At 41.7% G+C, this 22,146-nt stretch carries 17 protein-coding genes; 10 read left to right on the forward strand and 7 right to left on the reverse strand.

The window, feature by feature from the left end; translation table 11 throughout:
- The first annotated feature begins 121 nt into the window (after positions 1-121).
- From LN995_RS13270 to LN995_RS13285, 4 genes are all read left to right on the forward strand, one after another.
- Positions 122-3,520 carry a UvrD-helicase domain-containing protein gene (locus LN995_RS13270; protein WP_229961568.1) on the forward strand — a complete coding sequence of 1,133 codons (3,399 nt, stop codon included), beginning with the start codon at positions 122-124 and terminating at the stop codon, positions 3,518-3,520.
- 63 nt (positions 3,521-3,583) lie between these two features.
- The gene (locus tag LN995_RS13275; RefSeq protein ID WP_229961569.1) at positions 3,584-4,009 is read left to right on the forward strand and encodes a VOC family protein; all 426 of its coding nucleotides are present in this window, start codon (positions 3,584-3,586) and stop codon (positions 4,007-4,009) included.
- Positions 4,010-4,077: 68 nt separating this feature from the next.
- Positions 4,078-6,984, forward strand: coding sequence for a PD-(D/E)XK nuclease family protein (locus tag LN995_RS13280; RefSeq protein ID WP_229961570.1), 2,907 nt, complete (start codon positions 4,078-4,080; stop codon positions 6,982-6,984).
- 114 nt (positions 6,985-7,098) lie between these two features.
- On the forward strand, positions 7,099-7,854 hold the full coding sequence (locus LN995_RS13285) for a metallophosphoesterase (RefSeq protein ID WP_229961571.1): 756 nt from the start codon (positions 7,099-7,101) through the stop codon (positions 7,852-7,854).
- Between the two features lie 126 nt (positions 7,855-7,980).
- On the opposite strand, the gene LN995_RS13290 is transcribed toward LN995_RS13285, so the two are convergent.
- Positions 7,981-8,271, reverse strand: coding sequence for a hypothetical protein (locus tag LN995_RS13290; protein ID WP_229961572.1), 291 nt, complete (start codon positions 8,269-8,271; stop codon positions 7,981-7,983).
- A gap of 467 nt (positions 8,272-8,738) precedes the next feature.
- On the opposite strand from LN995_RS13290, the gene LN995_RS13295 reads away from it, so the two are divergent.
- On the forward strand, positions 8,739-9,779 hold the full coding sequence (locus LN995_RS13295; protein ID WP_229961573.1) for an N-acetylmuramoyl-L-alanine amidase family protein: 1,041 nt from the start codon (positions 8,739-8,741) through the stop codon (positions 9,777-9,779).
- A gap of 80 nt (positions 9,780-9,859) precedes the next feature.
- Here LN995_RS13295 and LN995_RS13300 read toward each other — a convergent pair whose 3' ends face one another.
- From LN995_RS13300 to LN995_RS13320, 5 genes are all read right to left on the reverse strand, one after another.
- Positions 9,860-10,255, reverse strand: a complete 396-nt coding sequence (locus LN995_RS13300) for a lysozyme inhibitor LprI family protein (RefSeq protein WP_229961574.1) — start codon at positions 10,253-10,255, stop codon at positions 9,860-9,862.
- Positions 10,256-10,432: 177 nt separating this feature from the next.
- Complete coding sequence (locus LN995_RS13305; RefSeq protein WP_229961575.1) at positions 10,433-11,419, reverse strand: aldo/keto reductase; 987 nt, start codon at positions 11,417-11,419, stop codon at positions 10,433-10,435.
- Positions 11,420-11,599: 180 nt separating this feature from the next.
- Positions 11,600-11,986, reverse strand: a complete 387-nt coding sequence (locus LN995_RS13310; RefSeq protein ID WP_229961576.1) for a hypothetical protein — start codon at positions 11,984-11,986, stop codon at positions 11,600-11,602.
- A 137-nt stretch (positions 11,987-12,123) separates the two neighbouring features.
- On the reverse strand, positions 12,124-12,870 hold the full coding sequence (locus tag LN995_RS13315; RefSeq protein ID WP_229961577.1) for an SDR family NAD(P)-dependent oxidoreductase: 747 nt from the start codon (positions 12,868-12,870) through the stop codon (positions 12,124-12,126).
- Positions 12,871-13,061: 191 nt separating this feature from the next.
- Complete coding sequence (locus LN995_RS13320) at positions 13,062-13,886, reverse strand: ZIP family metal transporter (protein WP_262910484.1); 825 nt, start codon at positions 13,884-13,886, stop codon at positions 13,062-13,064.
- Between the two features lie 353 nt (positions 13,887-14,239).
- On the opposite strand from LN995_RS13320, the gene LN995_RS13325 reads away from it, so the two are divergent.
- The 3 genes from LN995_RS13325 to LN995_RS13335 all read left to right on the forward strand — a co-directional run bounded on the left by LN995_RS13325 (position 14,240) and on the right by LN995_RS13335 (position 18,190).
- Entirely contained in the window at positions 14,240-15,265 is a 1,026-nt protein-coding gene (locus tag LN995_RS13325; RefSeq protein WP_229961579.1) for an SDR family oxidoreductase, read from the forward strand.
- 534 nt (positions 15,266-15,799) lie between these two features.
- Positions 15,800-16,447, forward strand: coding sequence for a hypothetical protein (locus LN995_RS13330; RefSeq protein ID WP_229961580.1), 648 nt, complete (start codon positions 15,800-15,802; stop codon positions 16,445-16,447).
- Positions 16,448-16,861: 414 nt separating this feature from the next.
- The gene (locus tag LN995_RS13335; RefSeq protein ID WP_229961581.1) at positions 16,862-18,190 is read left to right on the forward strand and encodes a cytochrome P450; all 1,329 of its coding nucleotides are present in this window, start codon (positions 16,862-16,864) and stop codon (positions 18,188-18,190) included.
- A gap of 143 nt (positions 18,191-18,333) precedes the next feature.
- Here LN995_RS13335 and LN995_RS13340 read toward each other — a convergent pair whose 3' ends face one another.
- The gene (locus LN995_RS13340) at positions 18,334-19,248 is read right to left on the reverse strand and encodes an LEA type 2 family protein (RefSeq protein WP_229961582.1); all 915 of its coding nucleotides are present in this window, start codon (positions 19,246-19,248) and stop codon (positions 18,334-18,336) included.
- A 423-nt stretch (positions 19,249-19,671) separates the two neighbouring features.
- Between LN995_RS13340 and LN995_RS13345 the strand changes: the two genes are divergently transcribed.
- Together LN995_RS13345 and LN995_RS13350 are read left to right on the forward strand one after the other, a co-directional pair.
- A complete protein-coding gene (locus LN995_RS13345) occupies positions 19,672-21,060 on the forward strand; it encodes an MBL fold metallo-hydrolase RNA specificity domain-containing protein (RefSeq protein ID WP_229961583.1) in 1,389 nt (462 codons plus the stop codon).
- 449 nt (positions 21,061-21,509) lie between these two features.
- The gene (locus LN995_RS13350) at positions 21,510-22,103 is read left to right on the forward strand and encodes a hypothetical protein (RefSeq protein ID WP_229961584.1); all 594 of its coding nucleotides are present in this window, start codon (positions 21,510-21,512) and stop codon (positions 22,101-22,103) included.
- The last annotated feature ends 43 nt before the right edge of the window (positions 22,104-22,146 follow it).

Consider the following 22,146-nt stretch of genomic DNA (forward strand, 5'->3'; position numbering starts at 1 on the left):
CTACTATACCTTTTATCCTACACATACTTTAAGCCAACATCATTCAAAGATTTAAAAGAATACTGGCTTTGCCTTTCGGCATACACTATCTTTAAGGGTTCTGATTTAAAAGGAGCCTTACATGCCATCAATCTTTAAAATATATTCCTCTTCTGCCGGTTCCGGTAAAACTTATCACCTGACAAAGGAATACCTTAAGCTGGCTCTTCACACGCCCAACCCAGATTATTATCGTTCTATACTGGCTATAACCTTTACCAATGATGCTGCTGCTGAGATGAAGGAGCGTATCCTTGGAGCATTGCGCAACTTTAAAGACAACAGCCTGCCTGAGAAGCAAAAACAGAAGAGTGAAGAATTACTGGTAAGTATAACAGAAGACCTGCAAGTAGAGTACCCTGAAGAGAAGCTGGATAAAGAGGAAATAAGACGGAGGGCGGGCTTGCTGTTTAGTCAGATACTTTATAACTACTCCGATTTCAGTGTAAGCACCATAGACAGTTTCGTAAATAAGATTGTTCAGGCATTCACAAGAGAGTTGAATATTCCGCATAATTTTGAGGTGGATCTGGACTCTCAGACACTGGTCACTACTGCTGTTCAACTGTTGCTTGACAAGGTATCAAATAGCAAAAATGACCTTCTGTCCGAAACGTTGGAAAACTATGCACTGGAGAAGGCGCGAGAAGGACGCAGTTGGAATACACTACCCGATGATCTCGCTGACTTTGCTAAAAACCTGTTGAACGAGCAAGTGTATGAGGCAGTCACAGACCTGCAGACATTAACGCTGGAGGATTTTAAGAGCGTAAGGAACCAACTGCTAGAGACCAAAAAGCAAATAGAAGAGGCTGCACAGGAGGCAGCTCAACAGGCTTTGACAACTATTGAAAATGCCGGCCTCTCCCCTGCCGACTTCTACCAGAGCACTCGTGGTTTATTCGGTTACTTTAGCAAGTTTACAAAAGAAGCCGATTTAAGCTACGGCAATAACTACGCATGCCAAACCATAGCCGATGACAAATGGTATGCAGGCAAGGCATCACCGGCTACCAAAAACCATATTGATAGTATTCGACCGCAGCTTACGGAACTATACTACCACATCGAAGACATAAAAGAGAAGTATGCTGCCACCTTCACTCTCATTAATGCTATTGTGCCGCACCTTTATAAGGTGTCTGTACTGAACGAATTGGAGAAGTGCCTGCAGGAGATTAAGCGCGACAAAAACACGGTACACATTTCTGAGTTCAACAAACGCATCATCGATATTGTGCTGCAGGAGCCGGTGCCCTTTATTTATGAGCGACTGGGCGAAAAATATAACCACATTCTGATCGATGAATTCCAGGACACCTCAGTACTACAATGGAACAACCTGCTGCCATTAGTTGACAATGCGCTGGCTTCCGGCTATTTCAGTATGGTAGTAGGCGATGCAAAGCAGGCTATTTATCGGTGGCGTGGTGGTGAGATGGAGCAGATACTGCACCTCTATAAGAAAAGTACTGAAAAGCTGTATCAGAACCGCCGCCACGGGCAAATTATCCGGGAGCGCTATGAGTCCATCAATCATACCTTATCCCCTGCCGTCCTAAATACCAATTACCGCAGCAGGGCAGAAATTACTGGTTTTAATAATGAGTTATTTACCTTCATCAGCAGAGAACACGAAACGTTTGAAATGTTCGCCTCTATTTATGACGATAAGTTTCAGCAACAGGTACCGGGTGGTAGTGACAAAAGCGGCGGACATGTTCAGGTTATGTTCACGCACCCTGAAGACACTAATTATAAGTATGATTTAGATGGTTGCCAACGCACTGATATACTCTACGAAGGCTATGCCCGGCCTGAAATCCTGAGTTACGATGAAAGCATGCTGAACATGGTGCTGCAGCTTGTAAAACATAGTTTGGAAGAAGGGTATACTTTAAAAGATATGGCTATCTTATGCCGCACCAACAGCAAAAGTAAGCTTATTGCCAATTTCCTGAAAGAACGTCGCTTTGACATTATTTCACAAGATTCGCTTTCACTACAGTTTGCAGAGGTTATTAATCTAATTATTGCCTTGTTCCGTGTGTTTAACCGGCCCAATGATACACTGGCAAAGTCTGAGGCTTTATACCTTGTGTGTGCTGTAGCAATGGAAACCATTCCGGATACAGAAATAACACAAACAATAGCCGAAATAGCCAAAGCCCCTGATCCGCAGGAATTCTTTGACCAACTGCGCGTGTTTGGCTTTGATGTGAATGAACGAGAAACCGGTAACTTATCCATCTATGAGTTAACCGAGCAATTAATTCGCATTTTTGACCTGCTGGGTCATAATAGTGAGTGCGAATACCTGTTCCGGTTCCTGGACCTGGTGCTGGAATATAGTCTAAAGAACAGTAACAACCTTAATAATTTCCTGGCTTATTGGGATTTGCAAAAAGAAAAGTTAAGCATTAACACGCCTAAAAACCGCAATGCCATCACCATCACCAGCATCCACAAATCCAAGGGACTGGCTTACCCTATTGTGATTATACCGTTTGCCGACTGGAGCACAGAACCCATGACCCGCGCACTGATGTGGAGCCAGCTACCGCAGGAGGTAAGCGTAACGGGCAAGCTGCGTAGTGTGGCTGTTAACATTAGTACTAAGCTGGAGACAACAGTACTGGGCGAGCAGTATCGCACCGAAATAGAAAAAAACTTTATAGAGAACCTGAATATGCTGTATGTGGCTCTAACCCGTCCCATCGACAGGCTTTACCTTATTGGGAACAGCAAAGATTTACTCGACAAGAAGAAAGCATCCAGAGCATTGGAGGGTACAGCTAAAAATGTAAGTCACCTGCTCTACCGCTTCCTGGTACACAAGCAAATGTGGCAGCCGGATCAGTTCTGTTACCAGCTACACAAGGGAGTCCTTAAGCAACATTATTCAGAAGTCTCCAAAGAAAACACCTATACGCTGGAGCACCTGATAACTACAGACTGGGCCCAACGACTGCAGCTAAAACAACATGCTAACAATGTCTTTGATTTTGAGACACAGACCAGGCAACGACAGGCTAATAAGAAGCTGCACTATGCTTTATCCCGGGTTATTGTAGCCACTCAAATGGATGACATACTACGGCAGATGGTTAACCAGGGCATCATCAGTGAACGTGAAAGACCGGACCTTAGCAAGCGATTAGAGGAGGTTATTCGCCAGCCAAAGTTGCACCACCATTTCACGGACAAAGTGGTAGTAGAGCATGAGAAAGAGCTACTCGATGCCCGGGCCTATCTGTACAAGCCAGACCGCGTAGTGTTCGATGGCGACCAGGTGGTGCTGATAGAGTTTAAACTCCCGCCTCCGGAACTGGAACACCGCAATAAGCTGGACCATTATGCTGTGCGTTTTAAGCAACTGGGTTATCAAAAAGTAAAATGCATACTTTATTACTTTGATACAGAACAGGTAATTGAGTGGAGCTACGGCGGGAAAAGCTTACAAATGGGACTAGCCTTATGATGCTTGGGCTACAAAGGATTTGCTGTTTTTAACCACCCCCACAAAAGGTAAAACTAAATTAATATGGAACAACGATTAACCTTAATTACACTAGGTGTAAAGAACCTGCAGCGGTCAAAAGACTTTTACAAAAACGTATTTGGATGGCAGCCGACAGAAGCCAGCACAGACGGCATTATTTTCTTCCAATTAGACGGTAGCATTCAGCTAGCTCTTTTCCCGCAGGAATCCTTGGCAGATGACGCAGGTGTTCCTGCCGATGGCAAAGGTTTCAGAAGATTCTCTCTGGCTCACAATGTAAAGTCTGAACAGGAAGTAAATGAGTTAGTGGCAGTCTTAGAGGAAAGAGGCGCAACTATTGTAAAGCGTCCTGAAAAAGTTTTTTGGGGAGGATACAGCAGCTATGTGTCTGACCCGGACGATATTCTGTGGGAAATAGCTTACAACCCTTTTCTGCCACTCAATGAAGAAGGAGCAATTACACAATAAAAGCTCTTATCCAGCTTAGACAGCAGTGTCTAAATCGCTAATTTATCACCCGCTAAAATCACCACCTCGTGCAGACTTTCCTGGAGCTATCAGCGAAATACATTTACGAAAAGTACAAAGAGAATATTAGTGAATTGTGCATTATTATGCCGTCACGCAGAGCTAGTTTCTTCTTCAAGAATGAACTGGCACAGGCAGCTCCAGAGCCTATCTGGTCGCCGGAGGTATTTGGTATGGAGGATTTTATTACCAAGCTTGCCCAAACAGATGTGCTAGAGCCGATAAACCTGCAATTGGAACTGTTTGACCTGATGTGTGAGCAGGACCCGCTGCTGGACTTTGATCAGTTTGTTACCTGGGGTGGAACATTGCTTGACGACTTCAGCAGAATAGATCAAAACCTGGTGGATGTGGGGAAACTGTTTGAGTACCTTTCTGAAGCAAAAGCACTAGAAAGGTGGGACCCAAAGTTCCTAGGAAAGGACATCTCTCCCACCATAAAAAAGTACTTCAGCCTCTGGGACAACATTGAGAAGACATACCGGAACCTAAAGAAACAACTCCTGAAAAATAAGCAGGCGTATACCGGTATGGCTTTCCGAAAGGTTGCGGAGAACATTAACACGATAGCAAAAGAGCCAGGATGTCACAAATATATTTTTATAGGATTAAACGCACTGACAAAATCAGAAGAGGTTATTATTAAAGCACTCCTGAAGCATGACAAGGCAGAGGTGTTGTTCGATTCAGATAATTTCTACATGGAAGAAGGCTCTCCTAACAGGGCAGGCAGCTTTCTTAGAAAATACAAAAGTACATGGAAGTTACCGGAGTGGCGCTGGCAGCAGAACTTACTTCTGACCGATGAGAAAGAGATTAACGTGATTGGTGTAGCCAATGCCAGTATGCAGGGAAAACTGGCAGGACAGCTGCTGCAGGAAATCAGGCAGAAGGACAAACATTCGCAAACTGCTATCATACTGCCAGATGAAACACTGCTTCTGCCTGTGCTTCACTCTATACCGGATGAGGTGCCAAATTATAACGTGACAATGGGGCTAAGTTTTAAGGGCACCCCTTTGTTTAACCTGATCGACCTATTGTTCGAGGTGCACCTGACGGGTGTGACACAGCTTCAGGAATCTGGTTACAAAGTGTACCAGTACCACCACCTGTCCGTTTCAAAGCTGCTTACGCATCCGTTCATCCGAAGGTATGAGCTGTACCTCACCGACCAGCCAGAGCAAGAGAAGTATCACGGCTTCATCCAAAAAGTAATTGATAAAATTGTAGCTGATAACAAGGTACTGGTGACGGCGCAGGACCTGCTGCAAATGGGGCAACAGCACCCTCTTTTTGAGACGCTCTTTAAATCATGGCGCGACTGTGACGATATTATCGCGGCTATGTATAGCCTGATAGAGCTGCTGCGGGAGGTTTACAGCCATCAGCCTAATACGATTGAAACAGAATATCTCTATATATTTTACACCCTGGTAAAGCGGCTGGACACTATCTTCGACTGCCGTGAGCATAAGATCGGGGTACGCAGCTTCCGTAAGTTCCTGTATGAACTGATCGGCTCCACCAGACTGCCTTTCAGCGGTGAGCCTATTTCAGATGTACAGATTATGGGTATGCTGGAGACACGCGCACTTGATTTTGAGAATGTAATTATACTTTCTGTAAATGAAAATACGCTGCCTGCACCTAAGCGCCACGAGTCGCTGATGCCATACGATGTACTACGCGAGTTCGGCCTGCCTACTTATGCCGAAACTGAAGGCGCTATGGCTTATAATTTTTATCGGCTGCTTCAGCGTGCAAAGCGCATACATCTGCTTTATGTCCTTCCTTCCGACACCTATGGCTCCGGAGAGAGAAGTCGCTTTATACTACAGTTACAGAACGACCTGGCGCTGCGCAATTCGCGCATTAAATTTCATGACCTGACTGCTGCTGTTGATCAGAAACAGTCAAAGAAGTATAATGAGGATATCCTGATACAAAAGGATGAAAAGATACTGGGGCAGCTGAAAAAAGAGCTGCAGAAAGGTCTTTATCCATCGCACCTGAACATGTATATTAACTGCTCCTTACAGTACTATTTCAGCCGCATTGCCAAAATACAGGAGATGGACGAGGTGGAAGAGCAATTAGGTACAGATAAGTTCGGAACTCTGGTACATCAGGTGCTGGAAGATTTTTTTAAACCCTTTGCAGAGAATGGTAAACCTATTGAGGTCAGCCATATTGAGCAAATGCTACAACAACTGCCGGATAAGGTAAGGAAAGAATTCATTTATGCCACCCGTGGTGCCACGCCCGACCGTGGCATGAACTACCTCCTGTTTAAAGTTGCTGTACAGGTACTTGAGAAATATTTATCAAACCTGAAAGAATCAAAAGAACTGCCCTTATTTGTGCTGCGTCTAGAAGAAACTTTATCTGCTACCCTGCCTGTGCAAGTTGCAGGTGAAGAAATACAGGTACGCATAGCAGGTAAAGCCGACCGTATCGATCTGACCGGGCACGAGCTACGGGTAATTGACTATAAAACAGGCAAGGTTGAACGTAACCAGCTAGTGGTAAAGCCGGAGGACGTAGAACTGCATTTCACTTCCGATCCTAAATATGATAAAGCACGGCAATTGTGGCTTTACCAGTACATTCTGCAGCGTACCCTGCAACAATCGCCGGAGGCTATTCTTAAAAATGCCCCCCATGTAGAAGTACAAAGCATAACACCGAAATCTGGCATCTTATCCTTCCGCAACCTGGATGCAGGCGTACTGTCATCGGAGTTTAATTTTACTGAGGCAGGTGAAACATCACCTAAAAGTTTTATCTCAGCCTCCGAAAATCTTCTCAGCGGGTTCGTTCGCCATGTGCTAGACCCGATGGAGCCCATCCGGAAGACCAATGATCTGGATGTTTGCCAATGGTGTCCTTACAGGGGGATTTGTGCAAGGTAAATATCTGGTCCCATAAACAGTATATACCTCCTGAATTTAAGGTTTCTCCTGCTTAAGCCTCCAAAAGAGCTGATTATAGCGTAAGTAGTAAAAGCTTAAATTAACGATAGACCAATGAGAAGATTTGTTACCTCAGATAGCCATGGAGGCTACAAAGCATTAATACAGTGTCTAGAAAAATGTGAGTTTGATATAAATAAGGATCAGCTTTTCTTTATTGGAGACGTTGTGGACGGTTGGTCAGAAACACGGGAGAGCCTAGAGCTGTTGCTCAGCATTAAGAATCTTGTTTACCTGCTGGGAAACCATGATGAATGGGTAGTAAGCTTTTATACAGGTAAAATGCAGAGCAAAGAATCAGAACGAGAGTTATGGCTGACGCAAGGTGGTGCGGCAACTGTAAAATCATATGGTATAACTAAACCTATGCCACAGAAACATTTAGACTTACTTCGTAAAGCCAAAGCTTATCATGTAACAGAAGATAATATTTTGTTTGTACATGCGGGTTTCGATACCAGTTTACCAATAGCTGAAAATGATAAAACTGATTTGATCTGGAACAGAAGCTTTGTCAGAAAATTTTATAAGTTATACACGCAGCACAGTCCCTTTACCATAAAAGACTATAAAGAAATATATGTGGGTCATACACCCACCATATCTTTAGACCAACACCAAACAAAACCATTACAAATGAACAAAATCATAATGATGGATACTGGCGCAGCCTTTACAGGAGCCCTTTCTATAATGGATTTAGACAGTAAACAAGTTTGGCAGTCGGATAAGGTTATGACACTTTATCCCAGTGAAGAAGGAAGAAACAAGCAGACCTGGCACAAAATGAATGGAAGTTATGATGCTTAGCTCATTGTTACTAAAACTTATCTGGGAATACTTATTTGTATAGGAATAAATTATCTAGAGTGATTATTCGACAGGTTAAATAAGAAGAGGGGTTACCCCCTCTTCTTACTACTGCTTAAAAGATAATTAATCAACCTCCTGTTGTACCTCCACCAGTAGTCGTTCCTCCCGTGGTAGTTCCTGTTGTAGTACCCCCATCAGTAGTACCTCCCGTGGTAGTTCCCGTTGTAGTACCCCCATCAGTAGTACCTCCCGTGGTAGTTCCCGTTGTAGTACCCCCATCAGTAGTACCTCCAGTTGTAGTGCCTCCCGTGGTAGTTCCTGTAGTAGTACCGGTAGTAGTTCCTGTTGTTCCAGTTGTGGTACCGGTAGTTCCCGTAGTAGTTCCTGTTGTAGTACCTGCAATTGGATCATCATCGTCATCATCGCATGCAGTAACAAACACTGACGACATTAATAAACCTGCAGTTACCAAAGAAATCCAGTTCTTTTTCATAGCTTGTAAAATTAATTATGGTATTATTCAATCCTTTTTTACGAGACTTGATAATATAAAACCATAAATAACAGCACATTAAATACTTAATTTTTAAATCAGTATAAGTATTTACCGCATAATCATTTTGTAAAATCATACAAATTGATCACTCTTTATAATTATATTATTACAATACGATATAGTTGAATATCTTAAGCAAAAAGTTCTCTTATAGCTAACATCAAAATAACCCAAACTGAATTAACTAGTAAGTTGGTACTAAAGAAGACGAACAGCACGTTTAAACTCAACAGGACACGAATAGTGCCTTACTTTTCTTTTATCGATCATTTTTTTTTATTACTATCGCCGGAAATAATATCAAATGCAGCTAAAATTTAAGGTTTTGCGAACATATTTATTTCTTCTGATTCTGATTATTACATCATTACAGGCGTATGCCCAAAGTACTTACCAGGAAGTTGTTGCTAAGTCGGGGGATGGGGTTTATGTTTTATTACGCAGGTATGGACTTAACCCTTCAGAGCATCTTCATGCATTTTTAGAGTTGAACAAGGGCAAGTTAGGGAAAGACCATAGCCTCTACATAGGTAAAATTTATCGGCTTCCAATACCTGCAAGCGCCGTTACTACTGCTGTAAAGGCTGAGCCATCAGCAACAGCCAGCAAAGCCTCCCCTAAATTACTGCATATTCCTCTTTTTGGAAATAAGTATGAGCGAGTAGACATAAAAGACCAGCAATTAAGAGGTGCTGTTTACTACCTCTCTTCCGGACACGGTGGACCAGATCCAGGGGCCGTAGGTAAATATGGTTCTTACCAGCTTGCCGAAGATGAATATGCTTATGATGTAACCATACGCCTTGCCCGCACATTAATGGAACACGGGGCCACAGTGTATATGATTGTACAAGACCCCAAAGATGGTATACGGGATGAAAACATACTGAAAATGAATACAGATGAAGTTAATTACCCAAACCAACCTATAGCATATAATCACACCCAAAGGCTTCGCCAGCGCACTGATGCCATCAATAAACTTTATGCGCAACATAAAGGAGCTTACCAGCGCATGTTAGCCATTCATGTAGATAGCCGTAGCAAAAGCCAGAACATTGATGTTTTCTTTTACCATCACGAAAACAGCCCTTTGGGGCAAAAGCTGGCTGAAACAATACACCAGACTTTTACAAACAACTATAATCGACACCAACCCAACCGGGATTATTCGGGAAATGTTTCGCAACGCAGCAGCCTGTATGTTGTAAAGCATAGCCACCCTCCTACTGTCTTCATCGAACTGGGTAACATTCGAAATGATCTGGACCAAAGGCGTTTCGTAATTCCGAACAACCGACAGGCTCTGGCTAACTGGATTTGTGAGGGCATTATAACTGACTACGCTTCTCAGCAGGGAATGTAATTTATACTAAATTCAACTACGTTGACAGCTTTGCCATGAGGCAACATTAATACTTGCTAGTTTTTGTTGCCTTGTGGTTTCTATTCCTTTATTCTGACTGAACCTGAACAAATATCGCCTTCCTCTGCGCCAGCTAACCATTCCCTGAGCTTTTTTGTTCTTTCTTTGGTTAGCTCTGCAAGGTAACTTGTACTACAAATTGGATGTAGTGAGCCATAATACCCAGCTTCCCTTTCCGGATACTTCATGTGCAGTTCTGCATCTCTGAAGTTAATCCATATTCTTTGAGACGCCTTCAGATTATTTATATAAACAGTATCTGTCTTATATTCAACTAAAAGCTGTTTGTACACCTCATTAAGCTCATTGTCTGCTTTCTGGTATTCGGCATACACTTGATGATTCATGTCGGCTTGTGTCTGCGCAAAAGCACTTTTTACAATCAAAGTAAAGAGCACAACAACAATTCTTTTCATTCCTGTAGAGTAAAAAGCTATGCCGGGAGATACTTTATCCTCTTTCCGGCATAGCCTATGGTATTCGTGTTCAGAGACGGTACAAAATTCATGTTTTGCTCTGCAAAAACAAAATTGAACTTTCTTTGATAAAAAGCTGGTCAAAAGAAAATTTAGTCATTTTCTTTTGACCAGTGATTAAACGTTCAGGTTTGACATTTGCGCCTGCGCATACCTGTCTCCTGCAGCTACTCCTTTAGGAGCAATTTCGTCAATTTGCTGTAACTCTTCCTGAAAAAGCGAAACCTCAAGAGCTCCTAAGTTTTCTTCTAGGTATTTTCTTCGCTTTGTGCCTGGTATTGGTACTATGTCGTTGCCCTGAGCCAACAGCCATGCCAGTGCCAGTTGTGCTGGTTTGCATCCTTTCTGGGCAGCCAGTTCTTCAATTTTCTTTACCAGATCTATATTCTTCTGGAAGTTTTCTCCCTGGAAGCGCGGCGAGAAGCGCCTGTAATCATCTTCAGCTAAGTCTTCAAAGCTCTTGATCTGACCGGTAAGGAAGCCTCTGCCCAGCGGGCTGTATGGGACAAAGCCAACGCCTAAATCACGGCAAGCTGGCAACACATCATCTTCCACATCGCGGCTCCAGAGAGAGTATTCTGTTTGTAAGGCCGAAATAGGGTGAATCTGGTGTGCCTTTTTAATAGTATTAGCTGAAGCTTCAGATAAGCCCAGGAAACGAACCTTACCTTCTTTCACTAACTCAGCCATGGCACCCACTGTATCCTCTATAGGTGTATCTTTATCTACACGGTGCTGATAATAGAGATCAATATGGTCTACCCCAAGACGCGTTAAGCTGTCTTCACAAGCTTTTTTCACATATTCTGGTTTACCGTTTATGCCCAAAAAGGTGCCATCCTTGTCTCTTACATTACCAAACTTAGTAGCTAAGACTACTTTATCTCTTCTGCCTTTGATGGCTTTACCAACTAATTCTTCATTAGCCCCAACACCATACATATCGGCAGTATCCAGGAAAGTAACTCCTAAGTCTAGAGCTCTGTGTACGGTGGCAATAGACTCTTCATCGTTGCGGTTACTGTAGAAGTCTGACATACCCATACAGCCTAAGCCCAGGGCAGGCACTTCCAATCCTTGTTTTCCTAACTTTCTAGTTTCCATGTGTTACTTTTATTTTAGAATATAATATTGAGAGACTATAATACGCCATCTCATCATTTTAAAAAGAATACTCAACTCAGCGATCATGAGCTATCAGCAACTGAAGCCAATGTGTTTTAAAACAGCAAAAGCAGGTAAAAATGCCTGCTTTTGCTGTTTTCGTTCTCATTATTTTTGAAGTTAAACTTTCAGATAATTAAACTCCAGAAGATTCTGAATGCTGTCTCTGTGAGCATCATTCGACATTCTCTGCGCATCTTCATCTACCATCTCTTCCGTTCCAATCAATAACTGGCGTTTGATATTGTCATTGTCTTTCTCTCTGGAAAAATAAAGTGCTACATACTCTGTTTTACCAAAATAACCATTACGCCCTCTGCCCATGGAAGTAAGAATAGTATTGAGCTTATCTACTACGCCAGGTTCAGGCTCTCCAGCAAAACCGAAATACTTAAATTCTCCTTCTTTTTCTACCTGGTGCCTGGGAAACTCTTTGACAATTGCATCCTCAAATTGCTGCACAGACTCCTCTTCGTCAAAACGGTATAGCAAAACGTAATTATTCATATGTATTTGTTCTTTAATTTACAAAATAATGTATATTAATAAGTTACGTGCATACAGGCCAATTGTTAATTATAAATCAACTACCTTGAAACCAAGTAAAAGCAGTAGGCTAATTCAGCACTTAAACTACCTGACTGTTAAGCAATAGCGCCACCATCAATGGCCAAGTGCGTTCCATTGCAATAAGTAGAATCATCAGAGGCAAAGAAAATAAAGGACTTCGCCACCTCATCTGCTTTACCCAAACGTTTAGCCGGTGTACCCTCAATCCAGAGTTGCCTGATTTCATCAGGTATAACACTTAGCAAAGGGGTGTCAATATAATAAGGGCAAATAGCGTTAGCGCGTATATTTTTATCGGCATATTGCACGGCTATATTCTTTGTTAAGCCTAACACACCATGTTTTGACGCTGTATAAGGTGCAAGTCCATGTTCTGCCTTTAAGCCTGCCAGAGAGGACATGTTTACTATAACACCGCCGCCTTGTTTAAGGAACTGCTGCAGCTCATATTTTATGCAATAAAACTGTCCGTTCAGGTTGATGCTGATAATTTTCTCCCATACTTTTTCATCCATATCATGAATGCCTGAGTATGGACCACCAATCCCGGCGTTGTTCAGTGCCACATCTAACCTTCCAAACTTCTGTACTGTTGTGTCTATAGCCTGCTTCACACTTTCTACATCTGATACATCAACCGGCACAAAGCTAGACTCAACTCCAAGTGCCCCTATTTCACTCATAGTTTCATCATGATTTGCAGTAGGTAAATCGGCCACCACAACTTTTGCCCCTTCTTTAGCTGCTTCTATAGCGCAAGCTTTACCAATACCAGAATTACCACCGGTTATAAAAACAACTTTGTTCTCTAGCTTTTTCATGTTTTAACATTAATGTTCTTCTATTGGGTACGGTGAGAAAAAGTTTAGGTGTAAAGAGAAGAGACTTTTATTGTAGGAGTGGCAGAGCCATTAAAAGGTTTATTTACTACAATTAAACTCTGTTCAACTATAGATATAAAAATGAATTTATCTCTCTGCTAAAGAAGCCCCCTTTAAAGAAATTCTGCTTATTAACCGAAAGCCACATCCAGTACCATCATTATCACAAACCCACCAATAAGGCCAAGCACAGCTACATCGGTGTTTTTATCGCGCTGCGTTTCAGGTATGACCTCTTCCACCACTACATAAATCATGGCTCCGGCAGCAAAGGCTAAGGCATAGGGCAGCCCTGGTTGTATATATACAACTGCAAAAGCACCCAACACCCCAGCAATAGGCTCTACAATGGCAGAAAGCTGGCCGTACCAGAAACTTTTCAGGCGACTGACTCCAAGGCGACGTAAGGGCATGGCAACAGCAAAGCCTTCCGGAAAATTTTGTAATCCTATACCCAAGGCTAAAGTAATGGCAGCTGTTACAGACACTCCGTCTGTGCCGTTAGCCGCAGCGCCAAACAACACTCCCACTGCCAGCCCTTCAGGTATGTTATGAAGTGTGATAGCAAGTATAAGCAGTGTCGTCTGGTGGAGCTTTGTTTTCATCCCCTCCTTTTCCTCCTGCTCAAAATTGATATGAAGGTGTGGGGCGAATTTATCCAGTACGAAAATGAATAATGCGCCAGCCGTAAATCCTACCGCTGCCGGCATCCAGCTCATATCCGGATATTGTCTTTCCGACATTTCTATGGCTGGATTCAGCAAAGACCAAAAACTTGCCGCCAGCATCACTCCTCCTGTAAAGCCTAACATTACGTCCTGCCATGACCTGTTCATCGTCCTGAAAAAAAAGATCATTGCGGCACCCAATGCCGTTACGGACCAGGTAAACACAGTGGCAATCAGTGCAGCGTAAATAGGGCCTAAATCATTAAAAAAACTTTCTATATTTTCCATAAGGTTCATCAGATCAGCTTCAGCATCTGCTAAAGCTCACAGGTACGCCGCGTGAAGATAGCTTATATCTAGGCTACTTTTACCTGTAAATGTTAAGCGGATTCCTTGGCTGTATCCAAATTTAGAAATGCAATACGAAAGAACCTGCTTTATGATTTCAAAAACAACTTTCAAGCTAAGGATGATTTGCTGCTCTGGTTGTTATTCCGGCTTTAAATATTCTATCTGATAATCCTTACTGAGACTGGCTCGTATGCTAAGTTAGCTTCAGTGTTTAAAAGTTACTCAGCAAGCCCCAAGCGTAAAACCAATCACCCTCACTTCATTTTTTTAATACAAATCAATTATAAACTATGAATCTCAAACTTAAACCTTTAAAGGAACAGGTTATTGTCTTAACAGGTGCCTCAAGTGGTATCGGTTTAACAACTGCCCGAATGGCAGCAAAAGAAGGTGCTAAACTTGTATTGGCAGCACGAAATGAGGATGCTCTGGACAAACTGGTACAGGAAATCCGCCATAACGGAGGGCAGGCCATTTTTGTAGGCGCGGATGTTGGAATAGAAGAAGATGTTATGCGTATTGCTGAAGCAGCCATAGCCACCTTTGGTGGTTTCGACACCTGGGCAAACATCGCAGGAGTTTCTATATTTGGGCATTGCCTTGACGTTTCCATTCCGGATATGAAACACATGTTTGACACTAATTTCTGGGGCGTGGTATATGGCTCCCGTATTGCGGCAAATCATTTTATTAAGCGAGGTAGCCCAGGTGCTGTTATAAATGTCGGTAGCTTTTTTGGAAACAGGGCTGCTCCTATTCAGTCCACTTACTCGGCCTCTAAATATGCCCTGCATGGTTGGACGGATGCCCTTCGTATGGAGCTAGAGAAAGATAAAGCCCCTGTTTCTGTGACCTTGATCCATCCGGGAAGAATTGACACTCCTTACAACGAACATGCAAGAAGCTATATGGACAGACAGCCTGAACACCGGGGCATGGTTTACGTGCCTGATACGGTAGCAGATGCGATACTTTATGCAGCCGCAACCCCTAAAAGAGATATGTTTGTCGGTTTCCAGTCGAAGTTCTTCACGGTAATGGCAGCTATATCTCCTCGTTTGATGGATAAAGTTATGGAGGTGATTATGTATCCTACACAACTGGCAAACCGTCCTTCACGCGATGTTGAGGACAATGCATTGTACAAACCAGGCTATGGCATGCATGAACGTGGAACTAATGTGGGTTGGATACGCTCAGGCAGTGTATACGTACAGGCTCAGAAACATCCTGCTGTCGCCACCCTTGCTGTCGCAGGGCTTGGTGCAGCCATTGCGTTTCTAGCTGGTTCACGGAATCGAAATAAGAAATTCTAACAGAGCGAAAGCTACTTATATTCTACCGCTTATCTATAGTTACAATCATGCTTTGTAACTATAGATAAGCGGTTTTTATTTACAAGATTTACTTTTAAGACAGCTAAGTTGTGTACCCACCCGAAGCGGCCAAAGCACTTTGATTATTATTCTACCCAAAGTGAATGCACAAGATAAGATTTAGCTCACCCCTAACATGTGTTAGCAATAATATTAATTATAGACAATTTATCTTTGAATATTGTATAGGTTACAATGCATAGTCAATTTTCATTATTGTTGAAAGAATGACAGATGGATCATATAAATATTAATAATTAATTATGATTTAAAGAAATATATTATACAATACATAAACCCAATTTCAGAACCCTTATCAAAATTTCTACCTTTCACCACATTTAGCATCGAAAATTATTAATTTAATAATTTATCAGCTTTAAAAATAACATACACTTATTACAACTTATTTAATGTGTACCTGTATTATTAATATGATAATTCAATAAAAAATAATATTTCAAGCATATTAATATGAAACGTTATATATCACACCTCTACTACATGCTTTTATTAAGCTTGTTAAGCATACCTGCACTGGCCGATAATGTACCTCAAGCATGGCAGCAGGGAACAGTCTTTCTTGATGATGATGTGATAAAAGGAGAAGTACATTATGACAATGAGTTAGACGTTCTTTTTTATAAAGATGCAGGTATAACAAAAGCCTTCACAGCCCAGACAGTACGTTCATTTAATTTTAAAGATGAGGAAATGGGCGTTACCCGTACCTTTACGTCTTTAACACAGAAACTTAATGACTTACCAGGTCAAAAGGAATTTTATGAAATAGTTATAGATGGAGAGATTGTGTTAGCAAGGAGAAGTAAAACATCACGTATGGCCCGCAAAAAATATATAATACCAATCCTTTCAAATCTCTTGGCAACAAGCCAGGCACAAAATAATGCCACTTATAACTATTACATTGTAAATAATAAGGAGCTGACAAAAATTAAAAATTTCAGAAAGCAGGTGCTCCCTTTAATGGCAGATCGGGAGGAGGAGATGAACCAGTTTATGCATGATTACGATTTCCAGCTACACAAGCCAACAAGCTACATTCTGCTTGTTAATTACTATAATCATCTGATGAAAGAAAATTTCACCGCACATAAATAGTATACCTTAATAGTTTGTACTAAGCCAAGTACTTTAAGCGCTTAGATATCAATGTAGTTCCGTTGCTATCTAAGCGCTATTCTTGGTATCCGTTTTACTGAATATCTGGGCTACATCACTTCAAAATACCACAGCTTCAAATTACGCAACATCTGGTAAAAGGCATCCTTTATACAGATCTCTAAAAGTGACTTTCAATTTAATAATCTTTTACAACAGCTTTAGATAATTATTTTTTTAATATTAAAAGTTATACTGCACTTTAACAGTAACTCCAACTAGGGTAGCCCGTAATTAGTAAAGGCTGATCTATGATAACTTGTTCTGCCTGCCTCTATTGGTCAAATATGACCCTGCTGAATTTTCAGGTAGAGTTACTCCAAATATTCAACTACATCCAAAAATTTCAAAGCTATGACGACACCCATCCCACGTGATAAAGACCTGGATAGTACACTAAAATTACTGCTGAATGGCTATCCCCTCCTTCAGGAGAAGTTCCGCCACTATGATTCTGATATATTCAGAACCAGGTTCTTAGGGCAAAAAGCTGTGTGCATACACGGGCAGGAAGCTGCAGAAATATTTTATAATCCGGAGCTTTTTGAGCGCAAGAACGCTATTCCTAAACGGATTCAGAAAACACTGATGGGTGAAAATGGCATCCAGACGATGGACGGTCCCGAGCACAGACGCAGGAAGGAGTTATTTATGTCGTTAATGACTCAGGAGAATATAAACAACCTGATGAGCATAATGGCCGATGAGTGGCAAACATCCATCTATAAGTGGGAAGAGATGGATGAAGTAGTTCTTTACAAAGAAGTGCAGGACCTCATATGCCGGGCAGCCTGTGCATGGGCCGATGTTCCGCTAAAGGAATCGAAGGTTAGAAGAAGAGCAGCAGATTTCGGGTACATGGTTGATGCTTTTGGCGCTGTAGGTCCAAGACACTGGCGAGGAAAAAGGGCTCGAAGCAGAGGCGAAAAGTGGATAGGTAAAGTTATCAAAGATATTAGAAAAGGGAAACTGGAAGTGAGAGAGGGTACAGCTGCTCACGCTATGGCCTGGCATCGTGACATAAATGGTGAGCTACTGGACATACACATGGCTACCGTGGAGCTGATGAATGTACTGAGGCCTATCGTTGCCATAGCAAGATATGTAACTTTTGCTGCTATAGCCTTGCATCAGTACCCGGTACACCGCCAGATTCTTAAAGAAGATGAAGACAACTATGCTGAGCTTTTTGTACAGGAGGTTCGCAGGTTCTATCCTTTTACACCAGTGTTAGGGGCACATGTTCGCACTGACTTTGAGTGGCAAAACTACCACTTTAAAAAAGGGACAATGGTGCTATTAGATGTATATGGTACTCTGCACGACGAAAGACTGTGGGAGCGCCCCAATGCTTTTTCACCGGAGAGGTTCAGAGACTGGGATGGAAGCCCCTTTGATTTTATACCTCAAGGTGGAGGCGACTATATGACCGGACACCGTTGCGCTGGGGAATGGATTACAATTGAAGCCATGAAGGTTGCTGTTAACTACCTGACAAAAGCAATGGAATACAGAGTACCGAATCAGGACCTTGACATGAGCTTGTCCAGAATGCCTACTATACCAGTAAGCAGGTTTATCATAAGTCAGGTAAGGGCAACAGCAGACAAGCCTTCTCTTGATTCTGCAGGAGTTGTTGGTGCTACAACATCCAAAGCGGCTAAATGTCCTTTTCACCAGTAAGTATCCATGTAAATACCAATAGAAAAGCCCACCTTATATGCAGCATATAAGGTGGGCTTTTCTATTGGTATTTACATTTAAGCAGGTATTTTAAATTAAAGGAAGCTCTTGTAGTTTATCAGGTGAAAATTGATATCTTTTAGTTAATTTTCTTCAGCAACTGATTTAGCAGCTTTAACGGCTGATTTTAGTTTGCCTGAAGAACTGAGCTTTATTTTGCTGTTCTCCAGCACTTCAGAATCAGATATTAGCTCAGTATTCATATTAAAACTGTACTGGATGTCGTCTCCTTTCCTGATCAGGTCAATCAGGTTCTTACCCATTTCTTTAAAATTAATTTCAGCAGGAATAGTAACGCTAGTAGAGCCTTTTGCTGGTATGTTGACAGTACCTGGTTTGCTTCCCTCCACCGATTCGTTATTATCGAGCTGTACGGCATAATACATATCCCTGAAACCGAAAGAAAATGCATTCTTATTTGTTACAATAATCTCCGTTTTTAGTGTGGCACCAGAAAAGCCAACATCTTCAACACCGATATCTGCTACTTCTATTTCAGGTGGACGTACCAAAGGCAAGCGTTTCTCAATATCCAGGTTAAGCTTATCTTTAGGTATGATAGCCATGTCAGTAAATATTGTTGCATTAACTCTGTAGTTGGCGCTATCCTTCCCCTGCTCCTCCAGGTTGTTTAACACAGACTGAAGCTTATTGTAATAAACAGTTAAAGGTAATGAAAAAGCAGTGGTGTCATTAGCTTCAATTTGTAGAGAATCCGGGTAAGTCGTTCTTGCCACTTCATTATCTTCAATATAAATAACATAATGCAGGCTGTCAATGTTAATACCCACGGGAGCAGGATTGTCCATTACCATGCTCATGTTCATTTCAGCTTTGTTTGCAGTAAGATTTGTAACCTGCATGTTGGCAACCTGTAACTCAGGTACTACATAATCGGCTACTTCCTTATCTGAACTTTTGAACTTTATGACCATGTAAATAATGCCGGCAAGTGCAACCAACCCTATCATCAGGAATATTGATTTCTTAGTACTCATGTTTGCTGAAAAATTAGTGTGACTTGTTGAGCACAAAATTAAAGCGCTCTCATTAAATCATACTTACGCACACCATTTTATCGGCACTTGCAAAAAGCTGCATTTAAGTATTTTAACTCTATAAACTAAGTATAAATACCTAAACGCTGCTTTTATAATGATTTACCATCTTCTAATTAATATTCAACACAGCAGCACTTAAGGTAAGATGTCTTGTATTGATGAAATGGCAAAACACGCTGATGCAAGCCTCTTTAGTGCTACCAAAACAATCAATAGGTGAGTTTCAGGCCTAGCAACTTATATAATAGATGAAAATACTGCTCTGAATGAATGACCAGGAGAAACTTTAGCACGTATTTACTTTCCGCACCCACTAAAGGTAAAGCACCAGGTAAAAAACTTTAAACAAATACTGCTTTAATGGCAAAAGAAAACGCTTCCATTCAAATACAATTTCTAGGAGCAGCCGGCACCGTTACCGGCTCTAAAACACTTCTGAAAACAGACAAGTACAAAATACTCATAGATTGCGGCCTGTTTCAGGGCAACAAGCCTGAACGCAAGCTGAACAAGCTTAAAAAGCTACCCTTTAAGCCTTCCGAAGTAGATGCCATCATACTTACTCATGGGCACCTCGACCACAGTGGCTACTTGCCGGTGCTGGTAAAAAAAGGCTTTACGGGGCCCATATATGCCACAACTCCCAGTAAGTCTATCACAGAAACCATACTTCATGACAGTGCTAAAATTCAGGAAGAAGATACCCAGGAAGCAAATAAAAGACGTAGCCAAGCCAGGAAGCCTCTTAAGCCGCTATACAGGGAAAAACACGTAAACCGTACACTGCAGCTCTTTGAAACATATGCTGACAAAGAATGGATTGTCTTGAATGAAGAAGTAAAATTCCGCTTTATTAAAAGCGGGCATATACTTGGTTCTGCTACAGTAGAACTGGAGTGCCAGGGAAAAAGATTTGTTTTTTCTGGCGACATTGGTCAGCGAATGCCCCTGATATTAAACGCTCCCATGCGGCCACAGGAAGCAGATTACATTATTATGGAATCTACCTATGGCAATAAGCTGCACGATAACAGCATTTCTCCATACCAGGCACTACAGGAAGTGGTCAACAAAGCTTTTGAAAAAGGAGGGTCTGTGGTAATACCAAGCTTTGCTGTAGAGCGCGCCCAGGAAATTATCATGCTTCTGAACAACCTTATTGATGAAAAAAATATTCCGGCTATTCCTATTTACCTCGATACACCAATGGGAATAGACATAACTAAAGTGTTCCAAGAGTACCGGGACTGGCACAACCTGTCTGACGACGAATGTGAGAACCTGACAAAAAACGTGCACATAATCAGCAGCTTTGGAGAAACCTTAACTGTTCTGGATGAGAACGGGCCAAAAAACAAAATTATAATAGCAGGAAGCGGTATGGTAACCGGCGGGCGTGTGCTCTACTACCTAAAGCACCTTTTAAAGGATGATAAGAACACAGTGCTCCTCGTAGGCCACCAAGCTAAGGGCACGCGGGGAAACCAACTCAGCAGCGGCGAAGCTACTATAGAAATAGATGGTGAGAACTATGAAGTTAATGCAGAAATAAGTCAGATCGGCTCCCTCTCAGCCCATGCTGATCAGGGAGATCTTCTTTGGTGGCTAAAGGATCTTAAAGAAGCGCCTAAACAACTTTTTTTGAATCATGGTGAAGAAGAAGCAACAAAAGAACTAAAGCACAAAATTGAAGAAACGTATGGCTGGCAAGTGACTGTTGCAGAAATGGACAAAGTTTATGAAGCATAAACTTTTCCTGGCTAACTGTAGCTGAAAGTTAAAGAACTGTTCCTATCAATCAAGGACAACAACTACATAGGTATAGTGTGCTTGTTTAGTTTTATGCTCAGCTTAAACACAAACAAGCACAAAAGCCTCCCCCTTCTAAATTAAGTTATCACTTACTTCCTCAGATAAAATTTACGACAGCAGAATTGTATTTTTTTGTCTTAGCTTTAGTGACAGGCATACAAATATCTTAGTACTAATATTTTACTTGCACAAAAACCCGTTTTGCTTCATTTGTACCTTAGCAGCTACTTTAACAGCAATAATCTATTTCTATAGTTGATTATATTTTCATATGATAGTATTTAGTAAAAAGCAAACAATTAAAATTCATTAGCGTTTAAAATAGCACAATAATGCAGCAAGGTAATAACAGACCTTTTATGTGCAACTATTTTAAACACAGAACTATGAAAAGATTACTATTAATTACATCGTTTATTTTTGCAGGTGTATTTGGTGCAATTGGGCAAGACTTACAAGATTTACCAAGACCACAATCAACTGCTTCAGTAGCCGGAGATGCAATTCAGCAAGGCAACTGGATGGTAGGTGCTAGTGTAGGAAACATTGGCTTTAATTTTAAGTCAGACAGATTTGACATTGAAATAGATCCTAGAGCGGGTTACTTTGTCAGCGACAATGCAGCAATTGGTGCTGAGGTGCAACTAGGATTTTCTTCCTATGACGGAGGTGAAGATTTCAGATATGGTATCACTCCATTTGCACGTTACTACTTTCCAGAGGGAGCTGCGCCAACACACAGATGGTTTGGCGAAATACTAGCAGGTATTGGAGGTAGCTCCACAAAGGATAGTGAAGACGACTCCAGTGTTTCAGCAGTTTATGGCCTTAGAGCTGGATACGCACATTTTGTTGCTAGCAACATAGCGTTAGAAGGCACCTTGGGTTATGTAAGATCCCATGCTGATATTGAGGTTGATGAATCTTCTGCTGGTTTAGCTGTAGCTGTAGGCTTCCAGATATATTTACCTGGAAGATAGAATCAGTCACCAATATAACTTCCACATAAAAGAAGCCACTAAA

The organism is Pontibacter silvestris (assembly GCF_020907275.1).
Lineage (GTDB): Bacteria > Bacteroidota > Bacteroidia > Cytophagales > Hymenobacteraceae > Pontibacter > Pontibacter silvestris.

Excerpts from the sequence above, each read along its gene's own strand:
- LN995_RS13300 (WP_229961574.1), bottom strand. The coding sequence starts at position 10,255 with ATGAAAAGAATTGTTGTTGTGCTCTTTACTTTGATTGTAAAAAGTGCT.
- LN995_RS13290 (WP_229961572.1), bottom strand. The coding sequence starts at position 8,271 with ATGATGATCCAATTGCAGGTACTACAACAGGAACTACTACGGGAACTA.
- LN995_RS13325 (WP_229961579.1), top strand. The coding sequence starts at position 14,240 with ATGAATCTCAAACTTAAACCTTTAAAGGAACAGGTTATTGTCTTAACA.
- LN995_RS13350 (WP_229961584.1), top strand. The coding sequence starts at position 21,510 with ATGAAAAGATTACTATTAATTACATCGTTTATTTTTGCAGGTGTATTT.
- LN995_RS13340 (WP_229961582.1), bottom strand. The coding sequence starts at position 19,248 with ATGAGTACTAAGAAATCAATATTCCTGATGATAGGGTTGGTTGCACTT.
- LN995_RS13285 (WP_229961571.1), top strand. The coding sequence starts at position 7,099 with ATGAGAAGATTTGTTACCTCAGATAGCCATGGAGGCTACAAAGCATTA.
- LN995_RS13305 (WP_229961575.1), bottom strand. The coding sequence starts at position 11,419 with ATGGAAACTAGAAAGTTAGGAAAACAAGGATTGGAAGTGCCTGCCCTG.
- LN995_RS13345 (WP_229961583.1), top strand. The coding sequence starts at position 19,672 with ATGGCAAAAGAAAACGCTTCCATTCAAATACAATTTCTAGGAGCAGCC.
- LN995_RS13335 (WP_229961581.1), top strand. The coding sequence starts at position 16,862 with ATGACGACACCCATCCCACGTGATAAAGACCTGGATAGTACACTAAAA.
- LN995_RS13275 (WP_229961569.1), top strand. The coding sequence starts at position 3,584 with ATGGAACAACGATTAACCTTAATTACACTAGGTGTAAAGAACCTGCAG.
- LN995_RS13320 (WP_262910484.1), bottom strand. The coding sequence starts at position 13,886 with ATGGAAAATATAGAAAGTTTTTTTAATGATTTAGGCCCTATTTACGCT.
- LN995_RS13330 (WP_229961580.1), top strand. The coding sequence starts at position 15,800 with ATGAAACGTTATATATCACACCTCTACTACATGCTTTTATTAAGCTTG.
- LN995_RS13310 (WP_229961576.1), bottom strand. The coding sequence starts at position 11,986 with ATGAATAATTACGTTTTGCTATACCGTTTTGACGAAGAGGAGTCTGTG.
- LN995_RS13270 (WP_229961568.1), top strand. The coding sequence starts at position 122 with ATGCCATCAATCTTTAAAATATATTCCTCTTCTGCCGGTTCCGGTAAA.
- LN995_RS13315 (WP_229961577.1), bottom strand. The coding sequence starts at position 12,870 with ATGAAAAAGCTAGAGAACAAAGTTGTTTTTATAACCGGTGGTAATTCT.